17 protein-coding genes and 7 pseudogenes are annotated in these 26,382 nt (G+C 68.0%); 16 read left to right on the top strand and 8 right to left on the bottom strand.

All coding sequences use genetic code 11. The features are described 5' to 3' along the window. From opcA to KVT44_RS58770, 8 genes and pseudogenes are all read left to right on the top strand, one after another. The coding region (gene opcA / locus KVT44_RS39100) for a glucose-6-phosphate dehydrogenase assembly protein OpcA (RefSeq protein ID WP_217572385.1) at window positions 1-798 on the top strand (798 nt) is incomplete at its 5' end. Further along, complete coding sequence (gene pgi / locus KVT44_RS39095) at window positions 791-2,449, top strand: glucose-6-phosphate isomerase (RefSeq protein ID WP_217572423.1); 1,659 nt, start codon at window positions 791-793, stop codon at window positions 2,447-2,449. The genes opcA and pgi, both read left to right, overlap by 8 nt. Before the next feature lie 2 nt (window positions 2,450-2,451). Continuing rightward, window positions 2,452-3,339 (top strand): phosphogluconate dehydrogenase (NAD(+)-dependent, decarboxylating), encoded by an 888-nt coding sequence (gnd, locus tag KVT44_RS39090; RefSeq protein ID WP_217572421.1) that lies wholly within the window; start codon window positions 2,452-2,454, stop codon window positions 3,337-3,339. Beyond that, the gene (locus KVT44_RS39085) at window positions 3,336-4,295 is read left to right on the top strand and encodes an ROK family glucokinase (RefSeq protein WP_308314227.1); all 960 of its coding nucleotides are present in this window, start codon (window positions 3,336-3,338) and stop codon (window positions 4,293-4,295) included. Before gnd ends, KVT44_RS39085 begins: the two co-directional genes overlap by 4 nt. A 33-nt stretch (window positions 4,296-4,328) precedes the next feature. Then, window positions 4,329-4,979, top strand: a complete 651-nt coding sequence (locus KVT44_RS39080; protein WP_217572383.1) for a histidine phosphatase family protein — start codon at window positions 4,329-4,331, stop codon at window positions 4,977-4,979. Beyond that, a complete protein-coding gene (locus tag KVT44_RS39075; RefSeq protein WP_217572381.1) occupies window positions 4,976-6,409 on the top strand; it encodes a sugar porter family MFS transporter in 1,434 nt (477 codons plus the stop codon). The genes KVT44_RS39080 and KVT44_RS39075 overlap by 4 nt, the downstream gene beginning before the upstream one ends. Window positions 6,410-6,514: 105 nt before the next feature. Next, window positions 6,515-6,787 (top strand): annotated as a pseudogene (locus KVT44_RS39070) (transposase); the annotation flags it as partial. A 535-nt stretch (window positions 6,788-7,322) separates the two neighbouring features. Further along, a pseudogene (locus KVT44_RS58770) lies at window positions 7,323-7,975 on the top strand (transcriptional regulator); the annotation flags it as partial. On the opposite strand, the pseudogene KVT44_RS58765 reads toward KVT44_RS58770, so the two are convergent. From KVT44_RS58765 to KVT44_RS39055, 4 genes and pseudogenes are all read right to left on the bottom strand, one after another. Then, window positions 7,972-8,142, bottom strand: a pseudogene (locus KVT44_RS58765) (IS5/IS1182 family transposase); the annotation flags it as partial. The pseudogenes KVT44_RS58770 and KVT44_RS58765 overlap by 4 nt on opposite strands. Before the next feature lie 40 nt (window positions 8,143-8,182). Continuing rightward, window positions 8,183-9,667 (bottom strand): hypothetical protein, encoded by a 1,485-nt coding sequence (locus tag KVT44_RS39065; RefSeq protein ID WP_217572377.1) that lies wholly within the window; start codon window positions 9,665-9,667, stop codon window positions 8,183-8,185. Continuing rightward, window positions 9,667-10,209: a hypothetical protein gene (locus tag KVT44_RS39060; protein WP_217572375.1), complete on the bottom strand. Its 543-nt coding sequence runs from the start codon at window positions 10,207-10,209 to the stop codon at window positions 9,667-9,669. The genes KVT44_RS39065 and KVT44_RS39060 overlap by 1 nt, the downstream gene beginning before the upstream one ends. 7 nt (window positions 10,210-10,216) lie before the next feature. Then, window positions 10,217-14,662: a CHAT domain-containing protein gene (locus KVT44_RS39055; protein ID WP_217572373.1), complete on the bottom strand. Its 4,446-nt coding sequence runs from the start codon at window positions 14,660-14,662 to the stop codon at window positions 10,217-10,219. A 123-nt stretch (window positions 14,663-14,785) separates the two neighbouring features. Here KVT44_RS39055 and KVT44_RS58760 point away from each other — a divergent pair. The 3 genes and pseudogenes from KVT44_RS58760 to KVT44_RS39045 all read left to right on the top strand — a co-directional run. Next, a pseudogene (locus KVT44_RS58760) lies at window positions 14,786-14,875 on the top strand (IS5/IS1182 family transposase); the annotation flags it as partial. 332 nt (window positions 14,876-15,207) lie between these two features. Then, entirely contained in the window at window positions 15,208-15,957 is a 750-nt protein-coding gene (locus KVT44_RS39050; RefSeq protein WP_217572371.1) for a hypothetical protein, read from the top strand. Window positions 15,958-15,985: 28 nt separating this feature from the next. Further along, window positions 15,986-20,332 carry a helix-turn-helix domain-containing protein gene (locus KVT44_RS39045; protein WP_217572369.1) on the top strand — a complete coding sequence of 1,449 codons (4,347 nt, stop codon included), beginning with the start codon at window positions 15,986-15,988 and terminating at the stop codon, window positions 20,330-20,332. 20 nt (window positions 20,333-20,352) lie between these two features. On the opposite strand, the gene KVT44_RS39040 is transcribed toward KVT44_RS39045, so the two are convergent. Together KVT44_RS39040 and KVT44_RS58755 are read right to left on the bottom strand one after the other, a co-directional pair. Beyond that, window positions 20,353-20,538, bottom strand: a complete 186-nt coding sequence (locus tag KVT44_RS39040) for a terminal protein Tpg-like protein (protein ID WP_308314226.1) — start codon at window positions 20,536-20,538, stop codon at window positions 20,353-20,355. A gap of 205 nt (window positions 20,539-20,743) precedes the next feature. Continuing rightward, the gene (locus tag KVT44_RS58755) at window positions 20,744-21,610 is read right to left on the bottom strand and encodes a hypothetical protein (RefSeq protein WP_254650510.1); all 867 of its coding nucleotides are present in this window, start codon (window positions 21,608-21,610) and stop codon (window positions 20,744-20,746) included. 278 nt (window positions 21,611-21,888) lie between these two features. On the opposite strand from KVT44_RS58755, the pseudogene KVT44_RS61165 reads away from it, so the two are divergent. After that, window positions 21,889-22,110: pseudogene (locus KVT44_RS61165) on the top strand (hypothetical protein); the annotation flags it as partial. Between the two features lie 265 nt (window positions 22,111-22,375). Beyond that, a complete protein-coding gene (locus KVT44_RS39030; protein ID WP_217572367.1) occupies window positions 22,376-22,756 on the top strand; it encodes a VOC family protein in 381 nt (126 codons plus the stop codon). A gap of 690 nt (window positions 22,757-23,446) precedes the next feature. Here the strand turns inward: KVT44_RS39030 and KVT44_RS61160 are convergent. Next, complete coding sequence (locus KVT44_RS61160) at window positions 23,447-23,569, bottom strand: DUF2283 domain-containing protein (protein WP_368857600.1); 123 nt, start codon at window positions 23,567-23,569, stop codon at window positions 23,447-23,449. 82 nt (window positions 23,570-23,651) lie between these two features. Here KVT44_RS61160 and KVT44_RS58740 point away from each other — a divergent pair, with 82 nt between their 5' ends. Then, entirely contained in the window at window positions 23,652-23,981 is a 330-nt protein-coding gene (locus tag KVT44_RS58740; protein ID WP_308314225.1) for a helix-turn-helix domain-containing protein, read from the top strand. A 234-nt stretch (window positions 23,982-24,215) separates the two neighbouring features. Beyond that, window positions 24,216-24,661: pseudogene (locus KVT44_RS39015) on the top strand (transposase). Window positions 24,662-24,863: 202 nt separating this feature from the next. Here KVT44_RS39015 and KVT44_RS39005 read toward each other — a convergent pair. Next, window positions 24,864-25,224: pseudogene (locus KVT44_RS39005) on the bottom strand (carboxyl transferase domain-containing protein); the annotation flags it as partial. 797 nt (window positions 25,225-26,021) lie between these two features. Between KVT44_RS39005 and KVT44_RS39000 the strand changes: the two are divergent. Further along, window positions 26,022-26,351, top strand: a complete 330-nt coding sequence (locus KVT44_RS39000) for a DUF485 domain-containing protein (RefSeq protein ID WP_217572363.1) — start codon at window positions 26,022-26,024, stop codon at window positions 26,349-26,351. Window positions 26,352-26,382: the final 31 nt, after the last annotated feature.

The raw sequence follows: 26,382 nt of genomic DNA, 5'->3' as shown, positions 1-26,382 counted from the left end.
GCCCTGAAGGCCGCCAACGAGGCGTCCCGCGAGCACCCCTCGCGCACCCTCGTGGTCATCAAGCGCGTCTCCCGCTCACCGAGAGCTCATCAGGACACACGTCTCGACGCAGAGGTCCGCGTAGGAGTCGATGCCGGCACCGGTGACACAGTCGTACTGCGAACCTACGGCGAGGTCGCCGACCACGCCGACTCGGTCGTCCTGCCGCTGCTGCTGCCGGACGCGCCGGTCGTCGTGTGGTGGCCGGTGAGCGCGCCGCTCGACCCGGCCAACGACCCGCTGGGCGCGCTGGCCCAGCGCCGCGTCACCGACACCTACGCCGCCGAACAACCGATCCGCGAGCTAGCGGGGCGAGCTGCCGGCTACACCGCGGGTGACACCGACCTCGCCTGGACCCGCATCACGCCCTGGCGCTCGACGCTCGCCGCGGCGCTCGACCAGGCCCGGGCGGAGGTGACCTCGGCGGTGGTGGAGAGCGAGGCCGAGAACCCGAGCGCCGAGCTGTTGGCCCGCTGGCTGGGAGTCCGTCTGGGCGTTCCGGTCGAACGGGTCGTCACCGCAGGCCCCGTCGTGACGGCCGTGCGCCTGGGCACCGCGACGGGTGAGATCGCCGTCGAACGGACCGAGGGCCCGCTGGCCACACTGACCCTGCCGGGTCAGCCGCCTCGCAGGCTTGCCCTCAAGGCCCGTCCCACCTCCGAACTCATAGCTGAGGAGCTGCGACGCCTCGACGCCGACGAGATGTACGCCATCGCCCTGCGTGGTGAGGCCGGCAAGGAGAACACACATGATGTCTGACACTCCCCGGCTCACCAGCCGCGCGGAGTGGAGAGCCCTGGAGGTCCAAAGCGCGGTGGCGAAGTCTTACCCGACCTTGCGGGAACTGTTCGACCGAGAACCGGAGCGGGCCTCGCGCTGCACCGTAAAGGTGGGCGACCTGTTCATCGACTATTCCAAGAACCTGCTGACGGACGAGACCCTGGTCCTGCTGCAGGACCTGGCCGCCGTCATCGGTGTGTTGGAGCTGCGCGACGCGATGTTCCGTGGCGAGAAGATCAACGTCACCGAGGACAGGGCGGTGCTGCACACCGCGCTGCGGGCCCCGCGTGACGCGGTGATCGAGGTCGACGGGGAGAACGTCGTCCCGGCCGTGCACGCCGTGCTCGACAAGATGGCCGACTTCGCCGAGCGGGTCCGCTCCGGCGAGTGGACCGGCCACACCGGCCAGCGGATCAAGAACGTCGTGAACATCGGTATCGGCGGCTCCGATCTCGGTCCGGCGATGGCATACGAGGCTCTGCGCGCCTACGCGGCACGGGAGTTGACGTTCCGGTTCGTGTCGAACGTGGACGGCGCCGACCTGCACGAGGCCATCCGCGACCTGGACCCGGCGGAGACGCTGTTCATCATCGCCTCGAAGACGTTCACCACGATCGAGACCATCACCAACTCCACCTCGGCCCGCTCCTGGCTGCTGGGGGGCCTGGACGGCGAAGTGAAGGCCGTGGCACAGCACTTCGTGGCCCTATCCACGAACGCTGAGGAGGTCACCGGGTTTGGCATCGACCCGGACAACATGTTCGGGTTCTGGGACTGGGTCGGCGGACGCTACTCCTTCGACTCGGCCATCGGCCTGTCGTTGATGATCGCGATCGGCCCGGACCGGTTCCGGGAGCTGCTCGACGGGTTCAGGATCGTTGACGAGCACTTCCGCACCGCGCCCGCCGAGGTCAACGCCCCGCTGATCCTCGGCTTGATCGGTGTCTGGTACGACTCATTCCTCGATGCCCAGTCGCATGCGGTGCTGCCGTACTCGCACTACCTGTCGAAGTTCACCGCCTACCTGCAGCAGTTGGACATGGAGTCCAACGGCAAGTCGGTGGACCGCGACGGCAGGCAGGTCGACTGGCAGACCGGTCCGGTCGTGTGGGGCACACCCGGCACCAACGGGCAGCACGCGTACTACCAGTTGATCAACCAGGGAACCAAGCTGATCCCGGCCGACTTCATCGGCTTCGCCCGGCCGATCGCCGAGCTGAGCGATGGACTCAAGGGACAGCACGATCTGTTGATGGCCAACTTCTTCGCCCAGACCCAGGCCCTCGCCTTCGGTAACACGGCCGAGGAGGTCCGTGCGGAGGGCGTGCCCGAGGAGCAGGTACCGCACCGTACCTTCCGCGGTAACCATCCCACCACCACGATCCTCGCCGCCGAGCTGACCCCGTCCGTGCTCGGCCAGCTGGTCGCGCTCTACGAGCACAAGGTGTTCGTGCAGGGCGCGGTCTGGAATATCGACTCCTTCGACCAGTGGGGGGTGGAGCTCGGCAAGGTCCTCGCCAAGCGCATCGTGCCCGCCCTCACCACGGGCGCCGATGTGCCCGGTCTCGACCCGTCCACCACGGCCCTCGTCGCTGCCTACCGCACCCTCAAGAACGCTCAGGAGAAATGACCATGCAGCTCGGTCTCATCGGTCTCGGCAAGATGGGCGGCAACATGCGCGAGCGGATCCGCCGCGCGGGCCACACCGTCGTCGGATACGACCGCAACCCCGAAGTCTCCGACGCCAAGAGCCTCGCCGAACTGGTTGAGAAGCTGGACGCGCCGCGCACGGTCTGGGTGATGGTCCCGGCCGGCACCGCCACCCAGACGGTCATCGACGAGCTCAAGGACCTGCTGTCCCCGGGTGACATGCTGATCGACGGTGGCAACTCCCCCTGGACGGACGACGAGAAGCACGCGGAGGAGCTGGCCGCCAAGGGCATCGGGTTCGTCGACGCGGGCGTCTCCGGCGGCGTCTGGGGCCTGAAGAACGGCTACGCGCTGATGGTCGGCGGCGACGCCGAGAACATCGCCAAGGTGCAGCCGATCTTCGACGCCCTCAAGCCCGAGGGTGACGCCGGCTTCGTGCACGCCGGCAAGGTCGGCGCGGGCCACTTCTCCAAGATGGTCCACAACGGCATCGAGTACGCCATGATGCAGGCCTACGCCGAGGGCTGGGAGCTCCTGGAGAAGGTCCACTCCGTCACCGACGTGCGCGAGGTCTTCCGCTCCTGGCAGGAAGGCACCGTCATCCGCTCCTGGCTGCTCGACCTCGCCGTCAACGCGCTGGACGACGACGAGCACCTGGAGAAGCTGCGCGGCTACGCGGACGACTCCGGCGAGGGCCGCTGGACCGTCGAGGCGGCCATCGACAACGCCGTCCCGCTGCCCGCCATCACCGCCTCCCTCTTCGCCCGGTTCGCCTCCCGCCAGGACGACTCCCCGCAGATGAAGATGATCGCGGCACTGCGCAACCAGTTCGGCGGCCACGCCGTCGCGACCTCGGACGGCAGCGCGTGAGTCTCCATGTCAGGGATCTGACGATCGGGGTCGACCTCGGCGGCACCAAGATAGCCGCCGGGATCGTGGACCCCGACGGCAAGGTGCTGTCCCATATGCGTATCCCCACCCCACATCAGCCGGAGGCCGTCGGTGAAGCCGTGGCGTGGGCGGTCGACCTGGTCCGCGAGGACTGGGACGGCGTCTGTGCCGTGGGGATCGGCGCCGCCGGCTATGTGGACGAAGAGCGCTCGAACGTTCCTTTCGCCCCCAACCTCGGCTGGCACGACAAGCCGTTGCGGGACCTCGTGCAGAAGCAGTCCGGTCTGCCGACCGCGGTGGAGAACGACGCGAACGCAGTGGCCTGGGGCGAGTTCCTCTACGGAGCGGCGGCGGACCACGACGACATGGTCATGGTCACCGTCGGTACCGGGCTCGGAGGCGGCGTCGTCATCGCAGGCGAGCTCTTTCGCGGCCGGTTCGGAATGGGCGGCGAGATCGGCCACTACAGGGCCGTCCCTGACGGGCGGCCGTGCGGATGTGGACAGCGCGGTTGTATCGAGCAGTACGCCAGCGGCACCGCCCACACCCGCCGCGCCCGCGAGGCGGCCAAGGCAGACCCGAGGCGTGCGGCCAGGATCCTCGCGCTCGGCGACGGAACGCCGGACGGCATCGAGGGACGGCACGTCACCCAGGCCGCCGAAGACGGGGACCCTCTCGCCTTGGAGCTGTTCGAGCAGACCGGCCATTGGGTCGGTCAGGCACTCGCCGATCTAGCCTCGATCCTCGACCCGGCCGTGTTCGTGCTCGGCGGCGGTGTCGGAGACACCGGTGAGCTGCTCCGTCGACCGGCGGAAGCTGCGTACCACGCCCGCCTCGGCGGGGGAGAGAACCGCATCCACTCCGAGGTGGTCACCGCCACTGTCGGACCGGACGCCGGTCTCATCGGAGCCGCGGCGCTCGCCCGTCTCCTTTAGCGCGTCATCACTCTCACGCAAGGAAGACCCACCATGGGTGAGCTGCTTCTCCTCCGCCACGGCGAGACCGAGTGGAGCCTGTCAGGCCGCCACACCAGCTACACCGACCTACCGCTCACCGGCCACGGGGAGCGTCAGGCCGCTGCCCTCGCCCCCGTGTTGGCCAACCGCGACATCGCCCTCGTCCTGACCAGCCCGCTGCACCGCGCTGTACGTACCGCCCGACTGGCGGGCCTTGCCGATACCCACCCCGACTACGACCTGCACGAATGGGACTACGGCGGCTACGAGGGGATCACCACGGCGGAGATCCACCGAGACCGGCCCGACTGGAACCTGTGGATCGACGGAGTGGCCCCAGGGTCTGTTGAGCACCCGGGAGAGAGCCCTGACCAGGTCGGGGCCCGCGCGGACCGCGTGCTCGCCCACATCGACCCCTTCCTGACCGCCGAGGCCACTGGAGACGTGATCCTTGTGGCCCACGCGCACTTCCTTCGCGTCCTCACCGCCCGCCGCCTCGGCCTGCCGCCCGCGGCGGGCTCGCTGTTCGCCCTGGACACCGGCGCGCTCAGCCGGCTGGGCACCGAACACGGTCGCCCGGTGATCCGTGCCTGGAACGCCTCGGCCGCCCCGCTGCCCTCTCTCATTCCCACCCCCCACCTTGATCGGAACAACGCGCCATGACCACCAGCAGAGTTCCCGGCCGAGCGACCGCACAGGCCCCTTCCACTACCGACGGCAAGTTGGGACGCAGCGTCTTCGTCGCAGCGGTCGCCGCGCTCGGCGGCTTCCTGTTCGGCTACGACAGTGCCGTCATCAACGGTGCCGTGATCGGAATCCAGCGGCACTTTCACGTCTCCTCCGGCGAGACGGGTACGGTCGTCGCTGCGGCACTGCTCGGCTCTGCTGTGGGCGCCGCGGCGGCCGGGCGGCTCGCCGACACCTTCGGCCGCCTGCGCGTGATGCACCTGGCGGCGGCTCTCTTCGCGGTCAGCGCCATCGGCTCCGGGTTCTCAGGGGCGGTATGGGAATTGGCGGTATGGCGAATTCTGGGCGGCATCGCGATCGGGCTGTCCTCCCTCATCGGGCCCACGTACATCGCCGAGATCGCCCCGGCCGCGTACCGGGGCCGCCTCGCGTCGTTCCAGCAAGCGGCGATCGTCCTCGGCATCACGGCCTCTCAGTTGGTGAACTGGGCGATCGCGCAGGGTGCGGGAGGAAGGAGCGAGAACACATTGGGTTCGCTGGAGGCCTGGCAGTGGATGTTGTTGGCGGCCGTCGTGCCAGCGGTGCTCTACTTCGTCCTCACCTCGCGGATTCCGGAGTCGCCGCACTATCTGGTGGCTGTCGGCCGGATCGAGGACGCCAAGCGGGCAGTTATTGAGGTCGAAGGCCCGGACGCCGAGGCGGACACCCGCGTAACCGAGATCGAGAACGCTGTGCGAACCGCCCACAAGCCCCGGATGCGGGACCTGTTCGGCGGCACTTTCGGTCTTCTCCCGATCGTTTGGGCCGGTATCGGACTCGCCGTCTTCCAGCAACTCGTCGGCATCAACGTGATCTTCTACTACTCGTCTATCCTCTGGCAGTCGGTCGGCATCGACCAGTCCGGCTCGCTGCTGATCAGCCTTTCCACGTCGGTCGTCAACATCATCGGCACCATCGTGGCGATGATGTTCATCGACCGCATCGGCCGCAAGCCGCTCGCCCTGATCGGCTCTGTCGGCATGGCCGTCTCGCTGGCCCTGGCCGCCTGGGCCTTCTCGTACAAGACCGGCACGGGCACGGACATCTCCATCCCACACAGCCAGGGCCTGGTGGCATTGATCGCCGCTCACGCCTTCGTCCTGTTCTTCGCCGTCTCCTGGGGGGTGATCCTCTGGGTGGTGGTTGGCGAGATGTTCCCCTTCCGGATACGTGCCGCTGCGATGTCCGTGGCAACCGCCTTCAACTGGATTGCCAACTGGGTGGTGACGGAGAGCTTCCCGAGCATGGCGAAGTGGAACCTGTCGGCGACCTACGCCATCTACGCTGGCTGCGCAGTGCTCTCCGGGGTGTTCGTCGCCACACTCGTAAGGGAGACAAAGGGCAGGCGCCTGGAATCCGCGAATTGAGCGAGACGCCACGGCCAGCCTGCATGCTGCGGGCTGACCACCGCCGAGCTGATACGGCGCCTGGCCGCCAGCCGACTCGGCTCCGATCTGACCACCCCGGCCGCAGCCGCCAAACTCGCGCTCAAGCGCTTGTCCAAGCGATACCAGCACCTGAGCGAGGAGATCGCGGAAGCGGACGCCGAACTGCGCGCCCTGATCACCCACACCGCGCCCGGACCGCTCGCGCTACCGGGCGTCGGGACCCAAACCGCCGGGCAGTTGCTGGTCACCGCCGGGGGCAACCCCGACAGGCTCGTCTCGGAGGCGTCCTTCGCTCACCTGTGTGCGGCTGTACCCGCGCCAGCTTCCTCGGGCCGCACTGATCGCCATCGGCTCAACCTTCGACCTTATTCAACTGCGCCTTGCTGTAGTGCACGACGGCGGATAGCGCTGTGAGACTCAAATCGGCGCCCAAGCGCCGCTTCCTCAGCTCTTCGCCGAACTCGCTGGACGGCTGCAGCACGGAAACCTCCAGGACCGTCCATCCAGGTGCAAGAGGGTTGCTGCACGAAAGAGTGTGGCCCCCCTGACTGGACGGACAAGGCAAATGGCACTGTTTCCCGTTTCCTCTCCGCAGACGGGAGGCGCTACTCACGACGAGAGGGACCCGACAGGTCGGCTGCCGCCCGACCTGGCGCGAAGCGGATAACCGTGAGCTGATGGCGCAGCTCAACCGCGGACGCGACGCACCCATCCATCCAGATTGGAATGGCAGGTCGTAGCTCTCACGAAGCGCAACCCTACGCCGCGCTCCCCGGCGCACGCAGCACAGAGCTTGCGGCTCCTGTCTGTCGTGGCCAAGTACCAAGCGCTGTCGGGCCTGGTCGGTGGGAGAGTGCAGACCGGAGCTGTTGGCGGACCGGATGTAGGCAACTGGGAGACCGGCCGCAGTGAACCACGGCCACCGAAGCGGGCCGCCTACGCCCGGCTCCTGGACGGGCTGGCGGCGCGCTTCCCCTTTATCTCCAACGCGGCGGCGCCCGTGCAGGACACGGCGGTGCGCGAGACGTTCACCGGCGTCCCCGCCCCGGCGGAGACGCGGACTGTGTCCACAGGTCCGGCGTCCGAGGCTGCGGCCACGACGACGGAAGACAACACCCAGCCCAGCCCAGCCCCGCCAAGGCCGCGACTCCGGCTGCCGCGTCCCCTCCGGTGCGCGCCGTCAGGCCGTCAGCGACATCGCGGCGCCTGGGCGCGAAGAAGGCGGCCCCGGCGAACACCCCGGCAGGCGCCGACCCGCGCTTCGAGAACGGACCGTTGGCCGTCGTCGACGTCGAAGACGGCAACGTCCTCGCGTACTGCGTCGACGGTCTGGTCCTGGACGTGCCCGCCAAGTCGATCCCGGCGCTGGTCGACTGGACGCTGCAGGAGGCGAAGTTGGGGCAGCCGAAGCTGTCCGGGCCGGGGAAGGACGCCAACCTGCTGCTCGTAGTCACCGAGCCCGCGTGCGAGCGCTACGGCCTGCCCGTTGCCCTCACCGAGCAAGAGCGGCTCGCCGGGCGACTTCCCGAGGGACACAAGGTCGTAGCTACCACCAGCACCCGGTCCGCAAGCGGCAGACACCACGGCCGCCCGATGCGCGGCCCGTCACCACCCCGCTCCCGCACCACCTTCAGCAACCGCTCGAACTGCCTCATCCGCAGCCCGGTGAACGTCTCCACCCACAACGGATCAGCCCTCAACACCCCAGCCATACAAGGGAAATGCGCTGAGCGCGGCCTTCTGCAACACGCTTTAGGGCGAAGGCCGGGGCGGCGGATGCACGGGGCAGCTGCACGATCCGGTCGGCGGCGGGGGATCCGCGTATCCGAGGGCCCCCGGCGGGGGCGGGCTGCCGCGGTACAGGAAGGCGCACAACGAGGCCCAGACGGCTTGCTCTTGGTCGAGGTCGCCGGGCCGCTGAAGGCCCATCGCGTCCAGCACCCGGCTCCGGTGCAGGTCGAACGCGGAGCGGAGTCTGTCGGCGAAGACGATGCCGGCCTGCACGGCCCCGCGGTAGGCCGCCAGTGACAGGGCGAGAACTGCCAGGCAGAGCAGCACCGCCAGCCCGGCGCGGAGCGCGGTCCCCCGCCAGCCGTGCGGCTCCGGGGAGTGGGCCGGCAGGGCTGCTACGAGGGGCGTGGCGGCGATGGTGGCGACTGCGAGCCACACCGCGCACCACAGTCGGCGGCGGGAGACGGCGGCACACAGGGCTACGGTGGTCGGGACCCCGCTCACCAGGGCGGACCAGACCAGGAGCGGCTCGCCCGGATCGGAGACGCGGGCCGCTACCCAGACGACCAGGGGCAGCCCGAAGAGGCACATGTACGCGGCGAGCGTGCACAGCAGATCGACCCCGGCCTTGGCGGTGCGCATGCTGTCCGCGTACTCGGCGGGAAGGACCGGCTGGAGCCGTGGCCAGATGACCACGGGGTCCAGTCCGTAACGGATCCGTGGGTACTGTTCGGCCGCGCGGATGACGTTCCCCAGGCGGGTGGGCAGCGGCTGTACCGGAGGCTGGGGGTAGCGGAGGAACAGCTGCTGGTGGATGGTGGACCGCTGCTCCCGCAGCGCGAGTTCGGCCTCCTCCAGAGCGAGTGCCAGCCCTTCGGCCGCGCGGCTGAAACGGCTGAGACGTTCACCCCAGCGCGGGTCCTGGGTCTCGGAGTGCGGCGCGAGCTGCTCGGCGAGGACGCGGCATCGCCCGGACCATCCGGTCAACGGGTCAGCCGGTCCGCGCCGGTCCAGCAGCGCCTCCAGGGCGTCGAGTTCGCGGTCGACGGTGTCCTCGGACAGGGGCGACACGGCTGGGACGACCGACTCGGGAGCGGGGAACGCCGCCCGTTCGGCGGCGGCCGCCGCTTCGGCGTGTTCCAGCCGCAGATCCAGTTCGATCAGCCGCAGCCGCGCGCGGAGGTGGCGCGACGCGGCCCTGCGCGTCGGCCGGACGGTGGGCCCCGTCTTCGGCCAGTGACCCTGGTAGAGCCGGTCGAGAGCTTCCCCCGCGTTCTGCCACAGCAGGGACCAGAAGGTGATCACCGCGAGATAGCCGACCACGACGCCGGCCTGTACGAGGCCCGGTTGGCGTTGCCACAGCTGCACCACCCGGGCGGTTCGGTGTTCGACCAGGCCCACGGTCAGCAGGGCGCCGGTCCAGAAGACCAGGCTGGGGAAGAACACCGAGAGCAGCGCCCGCTGGTCGAAGTACGCGGTGATCTGCTTGAGGACGGTGGCGAACATCAGGGGGCGACCCGTTCCATGGAGCCATGGAAGAAGTTGCGGGTGCAGCGGGGGGCTTCCGCGCGGGACTGCGCCGCCCGCAGGAGCCGGACACTGGGCGGCGCGCACTTGCGGCACTCGTAACGCAACGACGGTACGTCGGGGGCGCCTAGTCGCTGTCGGCCCGCCGCCAGCAGCTCCAGTGGAAGCGCCTGAACCAGGGTTGCCAGGGCGATCACCCCCACAGGCGTGTCGTCCCGGAGCACGACGGCACCAGGGGCCCCGGCGTGTGCCAGCTCAAGAGCCAGGTCCAGGAGCACTGCGGGCTCCAGGCGGTCGGGGTCGGCGTCGACGGTGATGAGCGCTGTGGGGCCGGTGGCCCGGCCTGTCTCCTCAAGGGCCACAAGTGCTGTGACCGGAAGGGGAGGGTGCGGAGCGGTCCCCCGCAGCAAGGCGAAACGACGGCCGCACGTCTCCAGTGCGCGGCGCAGCTCCTCGCTGTCCGTGCCCTGCACCGCGTCCACGTACGGCTCGAGGAGATCCGGGATTTCGGGTTGCGTCATGTCAGCTCTACCGGCAGTCTCCGACGAGAATGAACGGTGCCCAGTGGTACGGGTCGGAGAACGGCCTGACCGTGTAGTCGACGGGCGACGCAAGGTGCGACCGCAGCTCCAGCAGGGGGAGTGCCCGGGCCGCTTTGGCGACGATGCGCTGTGCCGCCGACGAGGCGGAACCGGTCGCCTGCTCGATGAGCATGCGGTACGTGGCGACAGCGGCTCCCAGGTCGCCCGCGAGGACCTGCGCGTCCGCCCGGTCGAGGCGGAGCAGCAGTTCCTCCGTCCCCGTGGCCGTGGCGAGCCGCGCGTCGCAGTACGCCACCACCGCCTCGGCGGTCACGTCCGCGACGTCCAGCTGGGCCTGCTGAAGGGCGTCGGCCAGGGCCGCCGTCCCTTGCCGTCGTCGCGCTGCACGGCGGTAGAAGCCCTCCATCAGCAGACTCGTGGACAGGTCGTCCACCGGCCACAGGCTCACCAGAACGGTGGGCGCCCCGGCCTGCAACAGCGCGCGGGCGAGGCCGATCAGCTCGTCGCCGGGGCGCCGTTCGCTGCGGCCGCTGCTGCAGGCGCTCAGCACCACCAGATCGGCGTCGACGGACATCCGCATGATCTCCTCGGCGGTGAGCACGGCCTCCTCGGCGGGCTGACCGGCCTCGGGCGCCAGCATGATGCCGGAGCTGAGGGCCCGGTCGCTGTCGAACAGTCCGTGACAGGCCAGGTGCAGCACATCCGGCCCCGCGCCCTCGGCGAGGCGTTCACGCAGCACGGAGAGCTTCGCCTCCGTGCCGACCACAGCCTGTGCGCCGAAGGTCTGGGCCACCGTCGCGGCCTCGTAACGCGAGTGGGGCAGGTCCCCGCGGGAGTCGCCGAGCACGAGTGCGGAGGACCACCGGTCGTGGCCCTTTCGGGCGGCGCCGCGTCGCTCCCTGGCTTCCCCGCAGCGCTGCAGCACGGAAGCGCTCGGGGTGTAGCACGAGGGGTGCCTGCGCAGCAGGGGAACACCGTCGACCGGAATGGCGTGCAGGGGGATGCCGTGCAGGATGCTGTGCGGCACGAGCAACAGGATGTCTTCCGGGCGGGCGTACCGCAGGATCGGCTCTACCAGGGGGGAGAGGCGCTTGAGGACGTCTGCAGCGACGGGGCGCGCTGCTCCCGCGCTAGGCTCGACCGTGAGCGCGTCGGTCAGTTCACGCAGTTCCGGCACTGTGATCTCCGCGACTTCACCACCGAGGAAGTGGTTGTCGGACCGCAGGAAGAGGACCGCGACGGCTCCGCGGATGACGAGGTACTCGACCAACAGGACGCGCTCTCCGCCCAGGCGCCGCAGGTGGCCTACGACCTCCTCCAGCCGCAGAACCCGGCCTGTTGCGGCTTCGTGCGTCACCACTACGGCGTCTTCGTAACGGCGCTCCAGCCGCAGAACCGCGGCCTCCGATTCCTCGAGCGCACGAGCGATCGCATCCGTTGTCACCGCCGCTTCCCTCTCGCGTCCCGCTCCCGCGGTGCGGCCGTCGGAGAAACGGCCGTCGAGATCGGCGTAGGCACGCAGCAGCTCCACCTCCGCGACCGGGTCGGCGGCGGAGGTGAGCCGCCGGAGGACGGTTGTGCGGGCGCGTGCCCGGTCGAGGTGCTTCCGCTGACGTTCGGACTGGTCGTCGACCGTCACCCGGCCGGATTCCAACTGGTCGACGAACGCCCTCGCCTTGGACTGTTCCAGGAGTGCGAAGACGGCCCCTGCGTCGCCGACTCCGAGGGCTGACAAGAGTGCCTCCTCGTACAGATCGAGATGCTGGCCCTGCCAGGGGATACGTGCTTCAAGCGTCCGCAGGCTCTTGCGGATGGTCTCCACGAGGGCGAGCGCCGTGCGGAACTCGACGAGCGCCGCGGCGTGATCGCCCGTTGCCGCAAGGGCTTGTCCCAGCACGGTGTGCCACTGCTGCCGCTGCCCTGGGGCGACGTCCTCCGTGAGCTGCGTTGCCTGCATCAGTTCCAGCGCCTCGGCCGGCTCGTTCCGGCGAATGAGGATCGACGCCAGATTCACCCGTATCACCGAGCGTTCGTAGCCGAACGCCTCCGGCAGCTGCGCCAGTGCGGCGCGAGCCACCGTCTCCGCTTCGCTGAGACGTTCGGCCCGCAACAGTGTGGTCACCTTGAGGTTCGTCTGCCGGGCCCATGGACGCGTGGGCGTCGGCAGGTCAGGCAGGGAGTCCAGGAGCTCCAGCGCCTCGTCGGTCCGCCCCGCGTCGCGCAGGAACGTGGCTTTCCGGAACTGTGAGTTGATCGCCTGCGCGGGGTCGTTGTGCTGGAACGACGGGGTCTTCTCCAGGGCTTCGGCGGTATTGCCGAGCCGCGCGTCGGCGTCCGCGCGCAAGGAGTGCACCATGTCAAGCAGGCCAGCCAGTGCCGCAGTGCCCAGTTGAAGATGCTCAAGCGGAAGAGACCCGGACCAACGCCCCTCCTTGCCGTCTTCATCGGCTATGCGCTCCAATCGGACGTCGTCGGTCTGAAAGGGTGACAGACCGATGAGCGGTGCCTGACGCTCGACCTCCGTCAGCAGGTCCAGCGCCTCCTGAACCCGGTACAAGCGGATCAGGTAGTCGGCCTGCAGGGCATCGGTGAACGCTTCGAGAAGCGGCAGTCGCAGACCGTCCAGCTGGCCACGCACTCGCCTGAGCCTGGCGATGCCGTCGCCCCACCGACGTGCTGGGCCCATCTTCAGATAGGACTCACGAATGTCCTCGAAGGGAGCCTCCAGCCCGGGACAGGCTGCCAGGACGAGGCGCGCCGTCTCCGGGTCGCCAAAGGTGTTGTCCAGCAGCGTGTCCCGCGCCAGAGGGATCCACATCGCACGTTCGAGCAGCCAGCCGAGTGACTGCTGGGCCCGCTCCCGGTGCTCTCCCGGAAGAAGTGCCGCCTGCGCCAGATCCGTCAGAGCGTCCCACACTCGTGCGAGGGTGAACTGGTCGTTCACGCCCTCTTCCGCGGTGTCCTCCTCGTCGCTTCGCGTGACCAGGGCGATGCCACGCCACAGCAGGGCCCATGCGTCACCGGGCACCCGATCGAGGACTTGGGTCAAGGTGGCCACGGACCGTGCCGGCGCGCCGGATTCGCACTGGGCGTGGCCCAGCGCACGCAGTGCGCCGATGTGGTCGGGAAAGCGCTCGACGATTCTTTGCAGCATCTCCCGGGCGCGCCAGGGTGAGTGCTGCCGGTCGGCGAGGTCGGCGAGCCGGTCTAGGTGTGCCACGGCCTCGTCGATCCGGCCTGCCTCCACCAGGATGTCGCACAGAGTCAGTCGGGTCTGGTCCTTGTCGTCCCCGGCGGCGACGGCCTTCCCGTATTCGTCGGCGGCCTCCTGCACGCCGCCCAGCTCACGCAGGGCATCCCCCAGGATGCGGTGGACGGCCTGGGTGGTCGGCGGGTCGGCTGAGGGAAGTATGGCCCGGCCGTCCGCCAGCAGGCGGTCCACGGCCCCTGTCTCCTTCAGGCTGAGCAGGCGTTTCAGAGCAGCGAAGTCCGCGAGATCCCGGGGCGGCATGTCCCGCTCATAGCGAGCCGGAGTGGTCGGTCGGGGAGATACGGCCAGTTGTTCCGAAGAGCTGTCCACCGCCTCCAGGACATGGTCGAAGTCGGCGATGGCGGCGGTGTGGTCGCCCATCACCTGGTGCAGCTGACCTCGGGTGAACCGGTACAACAAGTTGGCCGGTACCAGTTCGATCGCCTTGTTCTCCGAGTCCAGAGCTTCCTGAAACCGCCCCAGTTCGATGAGACAGAGGGCTTGGTTGTGGTGCAGGCCCGGCCATTGCGGGTTGAGGTGGATGGCGAGCGGAAAGACCTCGGTCGCTGCTTCGTGCTCCTTCTCGCGGGCCAGCGACAGCGCAAGGAGCGCCGCTGCCGTGGCGTTGTCCGGCGACAGTGGTAACAGCGCTCGGCTGACCTCGATGCAGCCTTTGTACTGCTCTTCCTCGTAATAGAGCCAGACGACAGCGTGTGTCAGAAGGTCCAGGACGTAGTCCGGGTGCAGCGGGTCCAGTTGTGCCCCGTGGCCCGTCTCCGGCGGTGCTGCGGACACCTGGTCCAGAGCCTTGGGCAACGCGGTCGCATGGTGCATCGCGGCTGTGCTGTCGCCGGTGCGCATGTGCGCTGCCAGCAGCATGGCGGATGCGTTCAGCATGCCGATCGCCGAGCCGTAGCGGCGGGCGAATCCCCACCACTCCCTAGCTGCCGGCAGGGGCGGGTCGTAGCCCAGCTGCTGGTGAGCGGACCACAGCCTGAAGGCGAAGTGGCCGTACCAGGCGAACGCAGCCCGGTCGCCGTCCTCGAGCCGGGCCTTGGCGAGGTCCAGACCCTGTTGTAGCAGCCTCATGAGGGGATCGTGCCGCCCCTGGACCCGGGCGGTCTCCAGTTCTCGGTTCAGCGCCCGCGCCTGCTCGCCGAACCCGTCCGTTCCCTGCGCCATCGCCCCACCCCGTTCCCGACTGTAGCCGCCGGGGGATCGACGGGCAGGCTCACTCAGGGGCGCACTGACAGGCGCTGGGGGCGCACGCGAGGGGATCACTACCGGCTGGGATAGGAGCCGTGGGTGACGGCCCGCATCCGCGTGTCCCGAAGCGGCCCGGGCAGACCCCGGACCCGGCCATTGGCCGTTCTTGCGGACCAGGCCGGCTCCTCCCGCATCACTGCGGCGACCTGCGGCGGCCCGGCAGCGTCCAGGCGGCGGAAGACCTTCCGGCCCCGGTGATCGAGCCCCGTGACACTCAGGCCTTGGCGAATCCATGAAACCAACCGTCCCGTCGGCCGGCATCAACGCGCTACGGCCCCGGAACTACAGCTGCCGTGACAGAGCCGTTCGATTGAGACCCGATCTGCACCCGATCCGTTTGTGCTCGGTCTCTGCATGATGAGCCCGCTTGGGGCAAGCAGCGCTTGTCAGAAGGAGGCACGAGCGACCGCGTATGAATGGGGTGATGAGTGGGTGACGGCGGGTGTCTAGCGTTCGCGGGCATGGACACCGCCGATCGGGTGATGGTCGCGCTGGGGGATCCCGGGGCAAGGGGAGCGCTGCTGGATTCCGCGGCGCTGCTGGGAGTCGCGCGGACTTGCTATGAGGTGGAACCCGCCTGGGTGGTGGGGGGTGTGACTGCCGTGTTCGAGCGGTTCGATCTGGCCGTCCCGGTCGACGGACCGGTGACGGTCTTGGCACGGTGGGCGCAGGCCGTCGACCCGGTGCCGGGCGAGGCCAGCGCCACCCTAACCGGGCTGGCCGCGCCGGTGGCGGGGGCCGACGCCGTGTGGGCCGGGAGCGTGGTGCTCCGGCTCGCGGCCGGTGAGGGGATCGTCGAGGCAGCCACCGTGACGGCCGGCGCTTCGCGGACCGAGGGCGACTATCCGCTGGACCTGCGGCTGGCGTTCAGCGCCCCGCCCGTGACCGGGGCCGACACCCCGCCGATCACACTGCCTGTGGTCGTGGCCTTTCTCGTTGCCGAGGCCGACGAGGGGCCGCGCTCGCTGCTTCGGCGCGGGGCGGCCGCCCGCCGGGCCGCCGCCGGGTACTCGGTGCCGCCCCCGCCGCAGGCGAGCCCGCCGCGGCTTCGGCGCAGCTGCGTGTGCTGGCTCCTTCAGGCCGCCACGTTCGACGACGACGGCTGGCCGGGCGGCGGTGCGGGGCCTCCCGATCAGCGCAGAGCCGACCGGCTCGCCGCCGCCCGCGCGTGGCTGGGGGACCAGGGCATCGCCGTCGTGACGACCGACTGACCGTGGACCGACCGATCCAGGAGGACGTGTGGCCAACCTTGTTGAGGCGGCGTACCCGTACGTCTCCGTCACCATCGACACCAGCGGGCTGCGGCCCGTCGGCCAGCGCGCGCCCGGGGTGGTCGCGGTGGTCGGGAACGCGAGCGGCAAAGCCAAGGCCCCCGCGAACACCCCGGTGGCCGTCACCGACCACGCCTCGGTGATGGGGAACTTCGCCGACGGGACCACTGCCAACACCCTCACCGACAGCCTCGATCTGGTGCTCGCCCAGGACCCGAGGCCGAGCCGGATCTACGGGGTCCGCACTGACATCATTGAATATCACGTAGGCCATACGTATGTTTCTCTCGTGGAGGATTTTCCGGCGTGGCTGAAAGCCGCGCGTGCGTCGCGCGGTTGGTCACAACGAGATCTGGCGCTGCGCGTGAGCGTGGGACAGCAGACTGTCAGTAGTTGGGAGCGAGGGCGGACAGTTCCTGACCCTGACCTTCTTCAGCTCGTGCAGAGGACTGTCGGAGCCGCGCCGGGTAAGTCGTCGGTAACAGCGACTGCTGTGGGGTTGCCCCGTCTGTCAGGTCTGCCGTTCAAGATCCTTGACGAATACGTCTTCGAGGCCTTCTGCGCGGAGCTTGCTTCAGAGGTGTTCCCCGGCGCGCAGGTGCAGCGGTTCGGCGGCCGGGGTGAGGAGCAGCACGGGATCGACGTGCGCGTGGTGACACAAACCGGTGAACGCATCGGCATCCAGGCCAAGCGCTATGACAAATACCATCCCGCCACGTTCCTAGCCGCAGTTGACGCGCTGGACATGGCCGAGGCGCGGGTGGACCGGTGTTTGCTGTGGGTGACCGCTACCGTAACGGTCCGGGTGCGCCAAGAGGTCGACAAGCAACCGGACTGGGAGCTGTGGGACGCCGAGGATCTGGCACGCGAGGTGGCCGGACTCGACAAGGACGTGGCGGTCCGCCTTGTCGACAGGTACTTTCCGGGACTTCGTGAGCCGTTTCTTGGGGTCAGCGCTCCCACCCCGTGGGAGACACCCGATGAGGCCTTTGACCAGTTCCGGCAGGGGGACCGGTACTCGCACCGCTGGACGCTCGTGGGACGTGCCGACGAGCTCGAGAGACTCGCCGACTTCGTCAGCGACGACACGGCCGACGCATCGATGCTGGGTTTGCTCATCGGTGCCGCAGGCGCCGGTAAGAGCCGCCTGCTGAAGGCCATGTGTCAGCGACTGGAAGAGAACACGCCGGCGTTCGCCGTCAGGGTGGCTCCCCGGGAGATGCCCTCGCCGGAGGCATTCGAGCTGCTACCCGCCACTGGCGACCTTCTCGTGGTCATCGACGATGCGCAGGAGTACGGTGCGGGGCTGCGCTCCTTCATCAGCCACGTGCGACGTCAACGGCCCGAGGCGAAGATCCTCATGGCCACCCGCCCCTATGGCCTGCCTGCGGTCCGTGATGCTCTGCGCGGCCTGGGCATGGACCCGACGACCGTCCCGACTTGGTCGTTGAAGGAGCTCTCAACCAGCGAGGCCACAGCACTTGCCGCCGAGGCTCTGGGCCCCGGCAAGCAGCAGCTCGCCTCCCGCCTGGCCCATGCAGCCAAGGACTGCCCGCTGCTTCTGATCGCCGGCGCCGTACAGATTCGAGAAGGCCGCCTGACCACAACGGTGTTGCAGACGGACGGCCAGATCCGCCAGCAGCTCGCCGACGCTTTCCTGCGTGCGGCAATTCCCGACCACGGAGCGGACAGTGATCGCCTCAGAGAAGTCCTGAACGCGATCTGTCTCCTCCAGCCATTCAGGGAGAACGTCCCCGTATACCAGCAGGCTCTGGCAGAGCTCACAGGCCGGCCCTTCTATGAACTGGTGCCCCGCATCAGAGCCCTGGAGGAGTCGGGCGTACTGCTGCGACGCGGATCCTCGCTGCGTGTTGTGCCCGACCTGCTGGGCGACGTCGTCCTGGCTGACGCCGCCCTACTGCCGGCGTCAGCCGCATCGAGCGGCTATCTCGAGCGCGCTCACTCCGTGCTCCAGGCGGATGAGCCGCTCTTGCACGCTCTGGTCAACACCAGCCGCGTGGAGTGGCAGTGGAGCCAGAACACCTCCAACGCCGTCGTGCTTGCCGAGCCCTTGTGGGCCGAGGTCGCACACGTCATCCGGGAGGCAGTACCGCAGCAGCAGGTGGCTCACCTGCCCTTCCTGCGCCAGATCGGTGTCTTCCAGCCGGCCCGTACTCTCGGCCTCGTGCGATGGCTGTACGAGCACCAGACCGACCCTGCAGTGCGCCGGGCCCTTCCCTCGGTACTTGATGCCGTCGCCCACGACCTGCGGCACATCGACGAGGCCTGCGATCTGCTGTGGGAACTAGGCAGGGACGATCCGCGCACGCTGAATGCGCACCCCGACCACGCCTTGCGGATTCTCACCCAACTGGCCGCCTACGAGCTGGGCAAGCCGTTCGCTTACCAACAGGCCGTCATCCGCGGCGTCAGGCGGTGGGCTGCGGCAGACGCCCCGTCCGCACACCCGGCCATGCCCCTTGCCCTCCTCGACCCCGTCTTCGCCGCCGAAGCAGAAAGCACGACCCAGCAGGGGTGGACGCTGACGATTCAGCGTGCCCGCATATCTATAGAGCAGGTCCAAGTCGTCCGCCGCCAAGCACTCGATGTGCTGTTTGCGGAGTATGCCCAGCAAGACCAGCGCCGCTCGACGCGAGCCGCCGTCTGCTTTGAAGCAGCCCTGCGCAGCACCCAACAGGCTGGTGACACACACGTCACCAGCCTGTTGCAGGAGCTGCGCGACCACACACGCCAAATCGCACCGAGTCCCTTGGCCGCGCTCGGCATTCGGCGCGCAGTGGACTGGAACCTCACCTACGGCTGCGATGATAATCGGCAGGCAGCGGGGGAAGTTCTCGATGCCCTGCCCGCCTCGATGGCCCATGACTTGGCCATCGCACTTCACACCAGCTGGTGGACCCCTATGCGTAGCCTCCGTGAAGGTGAGGATCACCAGGCGGCCGCCTCTGCATGGGACGCTCAGCTACGCAATACCGCGGAAGCAACCCGAGCCCAGCAGCCGCGCGAGGTCTGGGACCAGATGCAGGCCCTTCTCGCCGACGGATACGCCATCTTCGGGTACGCGCCCGAGCACGCCCACCCCTTCTTGGGCCACCTTTTCGCAGTTCGCCCGGAATTGGCCGAGCTGATCTGCGCCGACGCAGCCCGCTGCAGTGAGCAGGTGCAGCAGGCAGTGGTGCCGGCAGCAGTCAACGCACTGCTGCGTCTGACCCCTGAAGTGGGGATCGAACGAGGCAAGGAACTCATCGCCTACGGCCAGGCGTCGCTGAAACGCGCGGTGGCCATGGCACTCGCAGACCGGCAGTCGGTCCATCGGTTGCCCACGGCGACGTTGGCCAGCCTGGGCCAGATCCTTGCCAGCGACCGCGATCCCGTCGTGCGGCGCCTGACCATCCAAGCAGCCGGTGCCCTGTCCGCGGCTGACCGCGCAGCGGCCCTGGAGCTGGTGGCTGCCGTGCCCCTGGCGGGGGACGCCGGCGTTGCACAGGAGGTTGCCCGGGCGGTCACAGTCTATGAATGGCTGTCGTGGACCGATCTGTCACGCGCGCAGAAAACCTCGCTACTCGACCAGCTCCTGACCGTCGAAAGGCTGGACAGCTACGAGATCCACAAGTTGTTGTCAATCGTCTCCGCGACCCATGGTGACGATGTCCTGAGCCTACTAACGGCCCGGGTCGAGCACTGGGAACAAAAGCTAGAACATAACCCCCGATATGACCCTCTCCCGTACCAGTGGCTCGTCCCGCTGCGCTTGTCAGAAGCCCCTCACCGTATGACTCACCTGCGGCGAATCCTCCTCTGGACGGCAGCGGCAGAGCCCGGATCCCGCATTGCCTCGCGCCGGGAGCACCACGCCCCGGATCTGTTCCGTGCGACAGCCCAGCACGTCGACCACGAAGCGCAGGCGCTGCTCGCCGACGCCCTGCGCGCAGGATCGCCCCAGCAACGCCGGGCGGCCGCGGTCCTGCTCGGGGCGGTCGACAGCGACCTCATCTGGACGGTCCCAACGTTCGTGGGCGAAGTACTCCACGCAGCAGCAGCACACTCGCAGGAGTTGCTGCAGGTCGTCGGCGCCAGTTTGCACAGTGCAGCCAGCGCAGGGGACCTGGTCACAGCCCCGGGTACGCCATACCCCGAGGACAGCGAGATCAGAGACAACGCCGTACGCGTCATAGCCACCCTTGAGCAGGGGTCGCTTGAGGACCGCTTCTACTGCTCTTTGAAGGAATCAGCCGAACGCAGGATCGAGTGGTCCGTACGGGAAGACACCGAACCCGACCATCGCGCCTGGTGACGGACTGGCCAGGGATGTGGTCAGGCGATAGAGAAAGAGAAGAAGAAGTCGGCGAACTCGACGTCGGTGAAAGCGATGTGGACCCCGTGGGCGCGTCGGCCGCCGTGGCGGAAGTAGGCATGTCCCAGCGCGCGGGCCAGGATCACCAACTGCTGGGGCTCGCCCGCGCCCGTGTCTCGGGCGGCGAACAGGTACTGGTGATGCACCGCACCCGTGGGGCGTCCGAGGATGCCGCCGGCGCAGCGAATCCGAACCGCGCCCGGCTGTGGAAGACGAAGCCCTCCGCTTACGTCGCACGACGCCCCCTCGGAGGGCTCAAGACGAAGGACATCTTCAGATGCCTCAAGCGCTTCGTTGCGCGAGAGGTCTACCACCATCTCACCAGCGCCTTCAGTAGCGCACCATCGACATCTACAGCCGCTTGACGATCTGTAGGAGTCGACCGTTCACCTGCGGTGACGCCCCGCAGCGGTGAAAATCGGTACAGGGGCTGTCCGCCGACGCCGCTTGATGTTTGGGCTGTGAGCCCGCATAGGAGTCTGGTGAGGGAGCCGTCCGGGGGGGCCGCACACTGTCGCCTTGAGCACGCCGATCAGCTTCTCCGTTACCCCTTTGGCTTCCCGGGCAGCCCCTGCCTGCACCAGCACAACAAGGGGGTACGTCATGGAGGAGTTGAGAGAAGACCACGACGACGGCACCGTCGCCAGGGTCGCGGCGATCGACATCGCGAAGGCGTCCGGGATGGTCTGCCTGCGCGTCCCGCACGACACCATCGAGGGCCGTCGCGTTCAGAAGGTCTGGACTGTCGCCTCGACTACGAACACGATCCTCGAACTCGGTGACCGGCTGCTCTGCCAGGGCGTCGAGCGGGTGGTCATGGAAGCCACGGGCTCGTACTGGCGCCCGTTCTTCTACCTGTTGGAGGCTCGCGGCCTGGACTGCTGGCTGGCCAAGCTTGCCGAACGCGGCATGGTCCGCGCCTCGTTCGTCCCGCCGAAGCCGGTGAGGCAGCTGCGGGACTACACCCGAACCCGCACCGTGTTCGTCCAGGAACGCACCCGGCACAAGCACCGCGTGGACAAGGCTCTGCAGGACGCACAGATCAAACTGTCCGACGTCGTCTCGGACCTGTTCGGCATGTCTGGGCGAGCCATGCTCGATGCCCTGGTCGCCGGAGAACGCAATCCGCGCACCCTGGCCGACCTCGCCAAAAGCAACTTGGTCAAGAAGAAGCCGGCCCTCATCGAAGCCCCTGACCGGCAGTTCGAAGACCACCACGCCCGGCTCCTGAGGCTGCTGCTGGGCACCGGCGACCACCTCACCGCACAGTTAGGCGAACTCGATCGGCTGATCGCCCGGACGCTGGAGGAGATCGCCACCCCGCCAGACCGCTCGGGCACCGGGAGCGAGCCCGCCACGACAGTCAGTCCACGGGTTCTGGCTGAGAGGCTGGACGCCGTCCCCGGGACCGGACCGGCCACCGCACAGATCATCCTCGCCGAGATCGGCGCGGACTTGAGCGGTTCCCCACGCCCGAACACCTCGTCTCCTGGGCAAAGTTGTGCCCCCGAACCATCCAGTCCGGCGCGAAGAACAGACGGGTCCGGCCGGGCGGGGCAACCCCTGGCTCAAGGGCGCCCTCGGCGAGGCCGCCAACTCCGCCGCCCGCACCGACACCTTCCTCGGCGCCCGCTACCGCCGCATCGTCAAACGCCGCGGCCACGCCAAAGCCCTGGTCGCCGTCGCCCGCTCGATACTCGTCATCGCCTGGCACCTGATCAACGACCCAGACGCCTCCTACCAGGAGCTCGGCGCCGACTGGCCCCGACGCCACCTCGACCCCGCCCGCAAGACCCGCGTCCGCCAGCTCCAGGCCCTCGGCCACCAAGCCGTCATCACCCCGGCATCAGCCTGACCGGCCCGTCTCACCGTCATCCGGTCCGCTCGCGGCCCGGATGCTGCCGCCTGCCCTCCTGAACATCGATTTTCCGATCAGCTGCAGAGTCAAGCTGAGCGAGGCTCCACAGCTTTAGGATCGTGTGCATGAGCGATGTCTATCCGTTCTTGGCGGTCAGCGACGTTGACGCCGCAGTCGTGTTCTACGCGCAGGCGTTTGGCGCCATCGAGGATGGCGAGCGAGTGCGTGCTCCTGACGGACCGCAAGTGGCAGTCCTCTCAATCGCAGGTCATCGCCTCGGCGTGGCGACCGAGGCGCCCGAACTCGGCACGCCGAGTCCGCAGACGCTGGGTGCGACGACGGTGCGGATCTCCCTCGACGTCGATGATCCCGACGCGGTTGCCGCACGGGCAGTCGCGGCCGGCGCGCGCGAGATGTTCGCGGTCGCTGACCAGCCGTACGGGATGCGCCAAGGCCGCGTGGTCGACCCGTTCGGCCACCACTGGCTCATCGGCCGCCACCTCTGAGCGCCCGTGAAACAAGATCGCAGAGCAGTTGGGGGCAGAACCGGCAAAATGACCTGCCAGGCCAGAATCTCTCGGTAGCAACAGCGGTGTCGACCTGCCGTACTAGGAGGTTGTGATGCCGTTGTACGCGCCTGTTCCTGCCGCTGTCACCCGCGCTGAAGAAACCCGCTGCTCCTGCGTGGCCTGTCGCTTCGGCCACGGTGCCCGGCATCCAGTGCGGCCGCGTCGCTACTCCTCGGACACCACCGACAAGGAATGACAGGTCATCGAGGCGGTGATGCCCTGGCCCACATGGCTGGACGGCAACGGCGGGCGCCCAGAGAAGCACTGCCGACGGCAGGTCCAATTTTCCGAACGAGAGGGTGACCGTATCGGTCCTGAACAGGAGAGACGCGTCACGTAGGTGTCCGGGACGTCATCTCACTCGCGGGAGGCGGACGCGGTTGGGTGACCTGTTCAACCTCGTCTACGACCCAGCGTTTTTGGTCGACGCGTGGGAACGCGGGGCCACCAACACCAGGGCGAGGACCCCAGGGATCGACCGGGCCACGGTGGCCATGATCGAGACCTGGATCGGGGCCGAGGCCCTGGACCACCCGGTCGGCGATTCGTGGCTTCCCGGCCTAAGGAGGCCTTTCCAACCTGCTGCAAGGCGTACCGCGGTCGCAGCGAGCGCGGTGCTCGACTGATTCATGCACCTTCGGTATCCAGCCGCTCCGCGGACTGGAGCAGGTACTCGGGCAGTTTTGAACTGGCCGCCAACACCTCGATGCCGATGAGGAGGCCCTGCTCGTCGAAGTCGAGGTTGATCACGGCGTTACTGATCTCGGCTCGGCAGGGTGATTTTTGCTGAACTTCCTGAGGTGGGTGTGGTGCCGGCGGTAGTCCGTGGTGCATGAGGTATGTGGATGGGGGCGGGCTGACGCCGGTAGCACGGTGGCGCCGGGAAGCGGTGCGGATGCTGGCGGCGGAGTTGTTCGCTCAGCAGGTCAAACCACCCGAGGTCGCCCGGCGGCTGCGCGTGAGTGTGAAGTTCGCTCACCGGTGGCGGCAGTTGTGGCGTCAGGGCGGTGCCGACGCGCTGCTTTCGCGAGGGCCGGGCGGAAGCCGTTGTCGCCTGGCGCCGCGCTGTCTGGAGAAGCTCGCCGGGTATCTCGAGCAGGGGCCGCCGCGCACGGCTGGACGGAGGACCAGGTGTGGACGGCCGGGAGGATGGCGACGCTGATCGGCAGGAAGTTCCTCGTCAATTACATCGTCTCGTGCGCGACGAGCAGGCCGTGACCGCCTGGAAGGAGGAGACCTGGGCGGAGGTAAAGGAACCCGGGCGGCCTGCGGGGGCTACATCTGCTTCGAGGATGAGGCGGGCTTCACCCGACGGCCGTCCAAAGGACGCACCTGGGGCCGGCGAGGGGTCACCCCGGTCGTAACCGCCAGCGGACGGCGCTCGGGACGCCTGTCGGTGGCTGGGCTGATCGCCTGGCGCCCGGGCTCCCGCACCCGGCTGTGCCACCGCTCACCCACCCCGTGGGCAAGGCACGCGACGCAGCATGAGCGAGCGCGACTACGTTGCCCTCCTGGACGGCGTCCACCAGCTGGTCAAGGCGCCCATCGTGTTGGTGTGGGACCGACTCAACACCCACGTCTCCAAGGCGATGCAGTAGCGGATTGCCGAACGCGAGTGGCTGACGGTGTTCCTGCTGCCGGCCTACTCGCCACAGCTCAACCCGGTCGAGGGGGCTTGGGCACACATCAAACGCAGCCTCGCCAAACCTCGCTGTCGTCGCCCTCGACCGCCTCGAGACGTTCGTACGCAATCGGCTCAAACGCCTCCAGTACCGACCCAGCGTCCTCGACGGGTTCATAGCCGGAACCGACCTGCCCCAGGACACCCCAACATCACCCTGACGAGCCGAGATCACTAACGCCCACTGGATCGCAGGGACACATGCGCGCGGACTTCACGCGGGCCTGCGATTCGCTGAGGTATACGTATGCTGCGTCCACAGTCTTGTCGTAGGTGACTCTCACGTCTGTCACGGTGAGCGGGCTCCCTCACTGTCGTTGATGGCGGTGCTGTCCTTGTCCATGCCTCCAGCCGAGGCAACCTCATCTCGCCGTAGGCACCGAGGGAGGCGGCCGCCTCCTGGATCCGGGCCCCGCCCGAGTCGTTGATGCCGATGACCGGGCAGCCGGTCTTCAGGGCGAAGTCAATGACATTGACGACCTTATGGCCGTAGACCTCGCCGAGCGCGCCGCCGGGCGAGTTTGGCCAGCTCGACGAACGAGCCCTCGTCGAGAAGCAGCTCGCCGCGCTAACGGGCCGTCAACTTGCCCTCGGTGTGCCGCTTTCCGGTGGTGTGTGCCGAGCTGGCGTGCATGGCCTCCTCGATACGGCGCTGAAGATCCGCGAGCTTCCCCGCAGTCGTGTGAATGTCGATCTCTTCCGGTTCGGCGGAGGCGGTACTCACCGAATGATTCCCTTCGGAACGGTACGGCCGGCGGACCGGTCCGCCACGGGTGTCGGAGGAGGGACCGCGGTGATCCGCCGGGTGAACGGGCATCGCCGCCGTCTGTCCATGGGGATGATCGGCCTGTTGGCGTGTTTCGCAAGGCCTCCTGCGTGGCCCTGACCAGGAGGGAGTCGAATGTCAGAGAAAGATTCGAATCTTTTCTTGACAATCGACAATGGCTGGAGCACCCTCTGAGCGACACGTGGTGAGGCGCACAACCAGTCCACCAAGTCGGCCTGCACAGAAAGGAGTTCTGGACAGGTCGCACGGGCGGCGTCGTGATGCCTTCGGACTCAGGAGGTGGGGCTGTTCGGTGCGGGGATGGCCGCTCGCCCGGGGCACGTCCGAGCCGTGGTTGGCGCGACCCGGTTATGCGCGCGACCGCAGCGCGCTTTGCAGAGCAGCCAAGAAGTTCCGGAATTTGGAATTCCCGAAAGCTGAGTCGCAGCGGCCGAGACGCAGGCACGTTCTGGATGCGTGGTCAGAGCGCGCGCGGCTACGGCCATACCCTATCGCCTGCCCCTACGTAGTGGCCGGTGACTCCTCCTGAGCAAGGACTGCGTACTTTGCAAGCGAGCCCGTGGTCGAGCCCGCAGTGACCCGGTGTCCGTTTCTGGCGACGCCCGCGGAGGCACTGTATTGGCGAAATCCGTCTTCCGCGCTGGACTTCTCGCCGGTCTGCTACTCCTGTCCCGTAAAAGTGTTCTGTAAAAGCCGGGACTTCACTACATTCCAGTACTAGCCCAAGGTTTCAGATGCACGAGTATTTCACTCAAGCCGATCCCTTTCCGGTGTCTTTCTCGCCGGATGATGGAAAGACGCTGCAACGTGGCGCAGATCTTGTAAAGGCTGTACACCGAGCGGAATTCGTTTTTGTCGTCGTCAACGGAGTTCCTTTCGTTTTCGGTATTGCGGCGGCCTTCACGGATATCTTCTCGACTCATGTGTACGGGCAGTTCACCCTGGGCTTGCTGTGGGGAATTACGCAGTGCGTTCTCTTCGTCGCCACGGCTTTGCGATATGAGAGTCGCTGCACTCGGTCATGTGACCCCATAGAGCAATCAATCGACGAGTCGGGGCGGTAATTCGGTGACTGTGCATGCGTTGAGTGCGGGT

Source organism: Streptomyces sp. GbtcB7 (assembly GCF_019091445.1).
GTDB classification, from domain to species: Bacteria; Actinomycetota; Actinomycetes; order Streptomycetales; family Streptomycetaceae; genus Streptomyces; species Streptomyces mirabilis.
Note: the sequence above shows the minus strand (reverse complement) of the source record. Positions and strands in the feature narration are given on the sequence as shown.

Bases quoted from the DNA above. Each gene is read 5' to 3' on its own strand.
- pgi (WP_217572423.1), top strand. From the start codon at position 791: ATGTCTGACACTCCCCGGCTCACCAGCCGCGCGGAGTGGAGAGCCCTG.
- gnd (WP_217572421.1), top strand. From the start codon at position 2,452: ATGCAGCTCGGTCTCATCGGTCTCGGCAAGATGGGCGGCAACATGCGC.
- KVT44_RS39080 (WP_217572383.1), top strand. From the start codon at position 4,329: ATGGGTGAGCTGCTTCTCCTCCGCCACGGCGAGACCGAGTGGAGCCTG.
- KVT44_RS39075 (WP_217572381.1), top strand. From the start codon at position 4,976: ATGACCACCAGCAGAGTTCCCGGCCGAGCGACCGCACAGGCCCCTTCC.
- KVT44_RS39065 (WP_217572377.1), bottom strand. From the start codon at position 9,667: ATGTTCGCCACCGTCCTCAAGCAGATCACCGCGTACTTCGACCAGCGG.
- KVT44_RS39060 (WP_217572375.1), bottom strand. From the start codon at position 10,209: ATGACGCAACCCGAAATCCCGGATCTCCTCGAGCCGTACGTGGACGCG.
- KVT44_RS39055 (WP_217572373.1), bottom strand. From the start codon at position 14,662: ATGGCGCAGGGAACGGACGGGTTCGGCGAGCAGGCGCGGGCGCTGAAC.
- KVT44_RS39050 (WP_217572371.1), top strand. From the start codon at position 15,208: ATGGACACCGCCGATCGGGTGATGGTCGCGCTGGGGGATCCCGGGGCA.
- KVT44_RS39030 (WP_217572367.1), top strand. From the start codon at position 22,376: ATGAGCGATGTCTATCCGTTCTTGGCGGTCAGCGACGTTGACGCCGCA.
- KVT44_RS58740 (WP_308314225.1), top strand. From the start codon at position 23,652: ATGAGGTATGTGGATGGGGGCGGGCTGACGCCGGTAGCACGGTGGCGC.
- KVT44_RS39000 (WP_217572363.1), top strand. From the start codon at position 26,022: ATGCACGAGTATTTCACTCAAGCCGATCCCTTTCCGGTGTCTTTCTCG.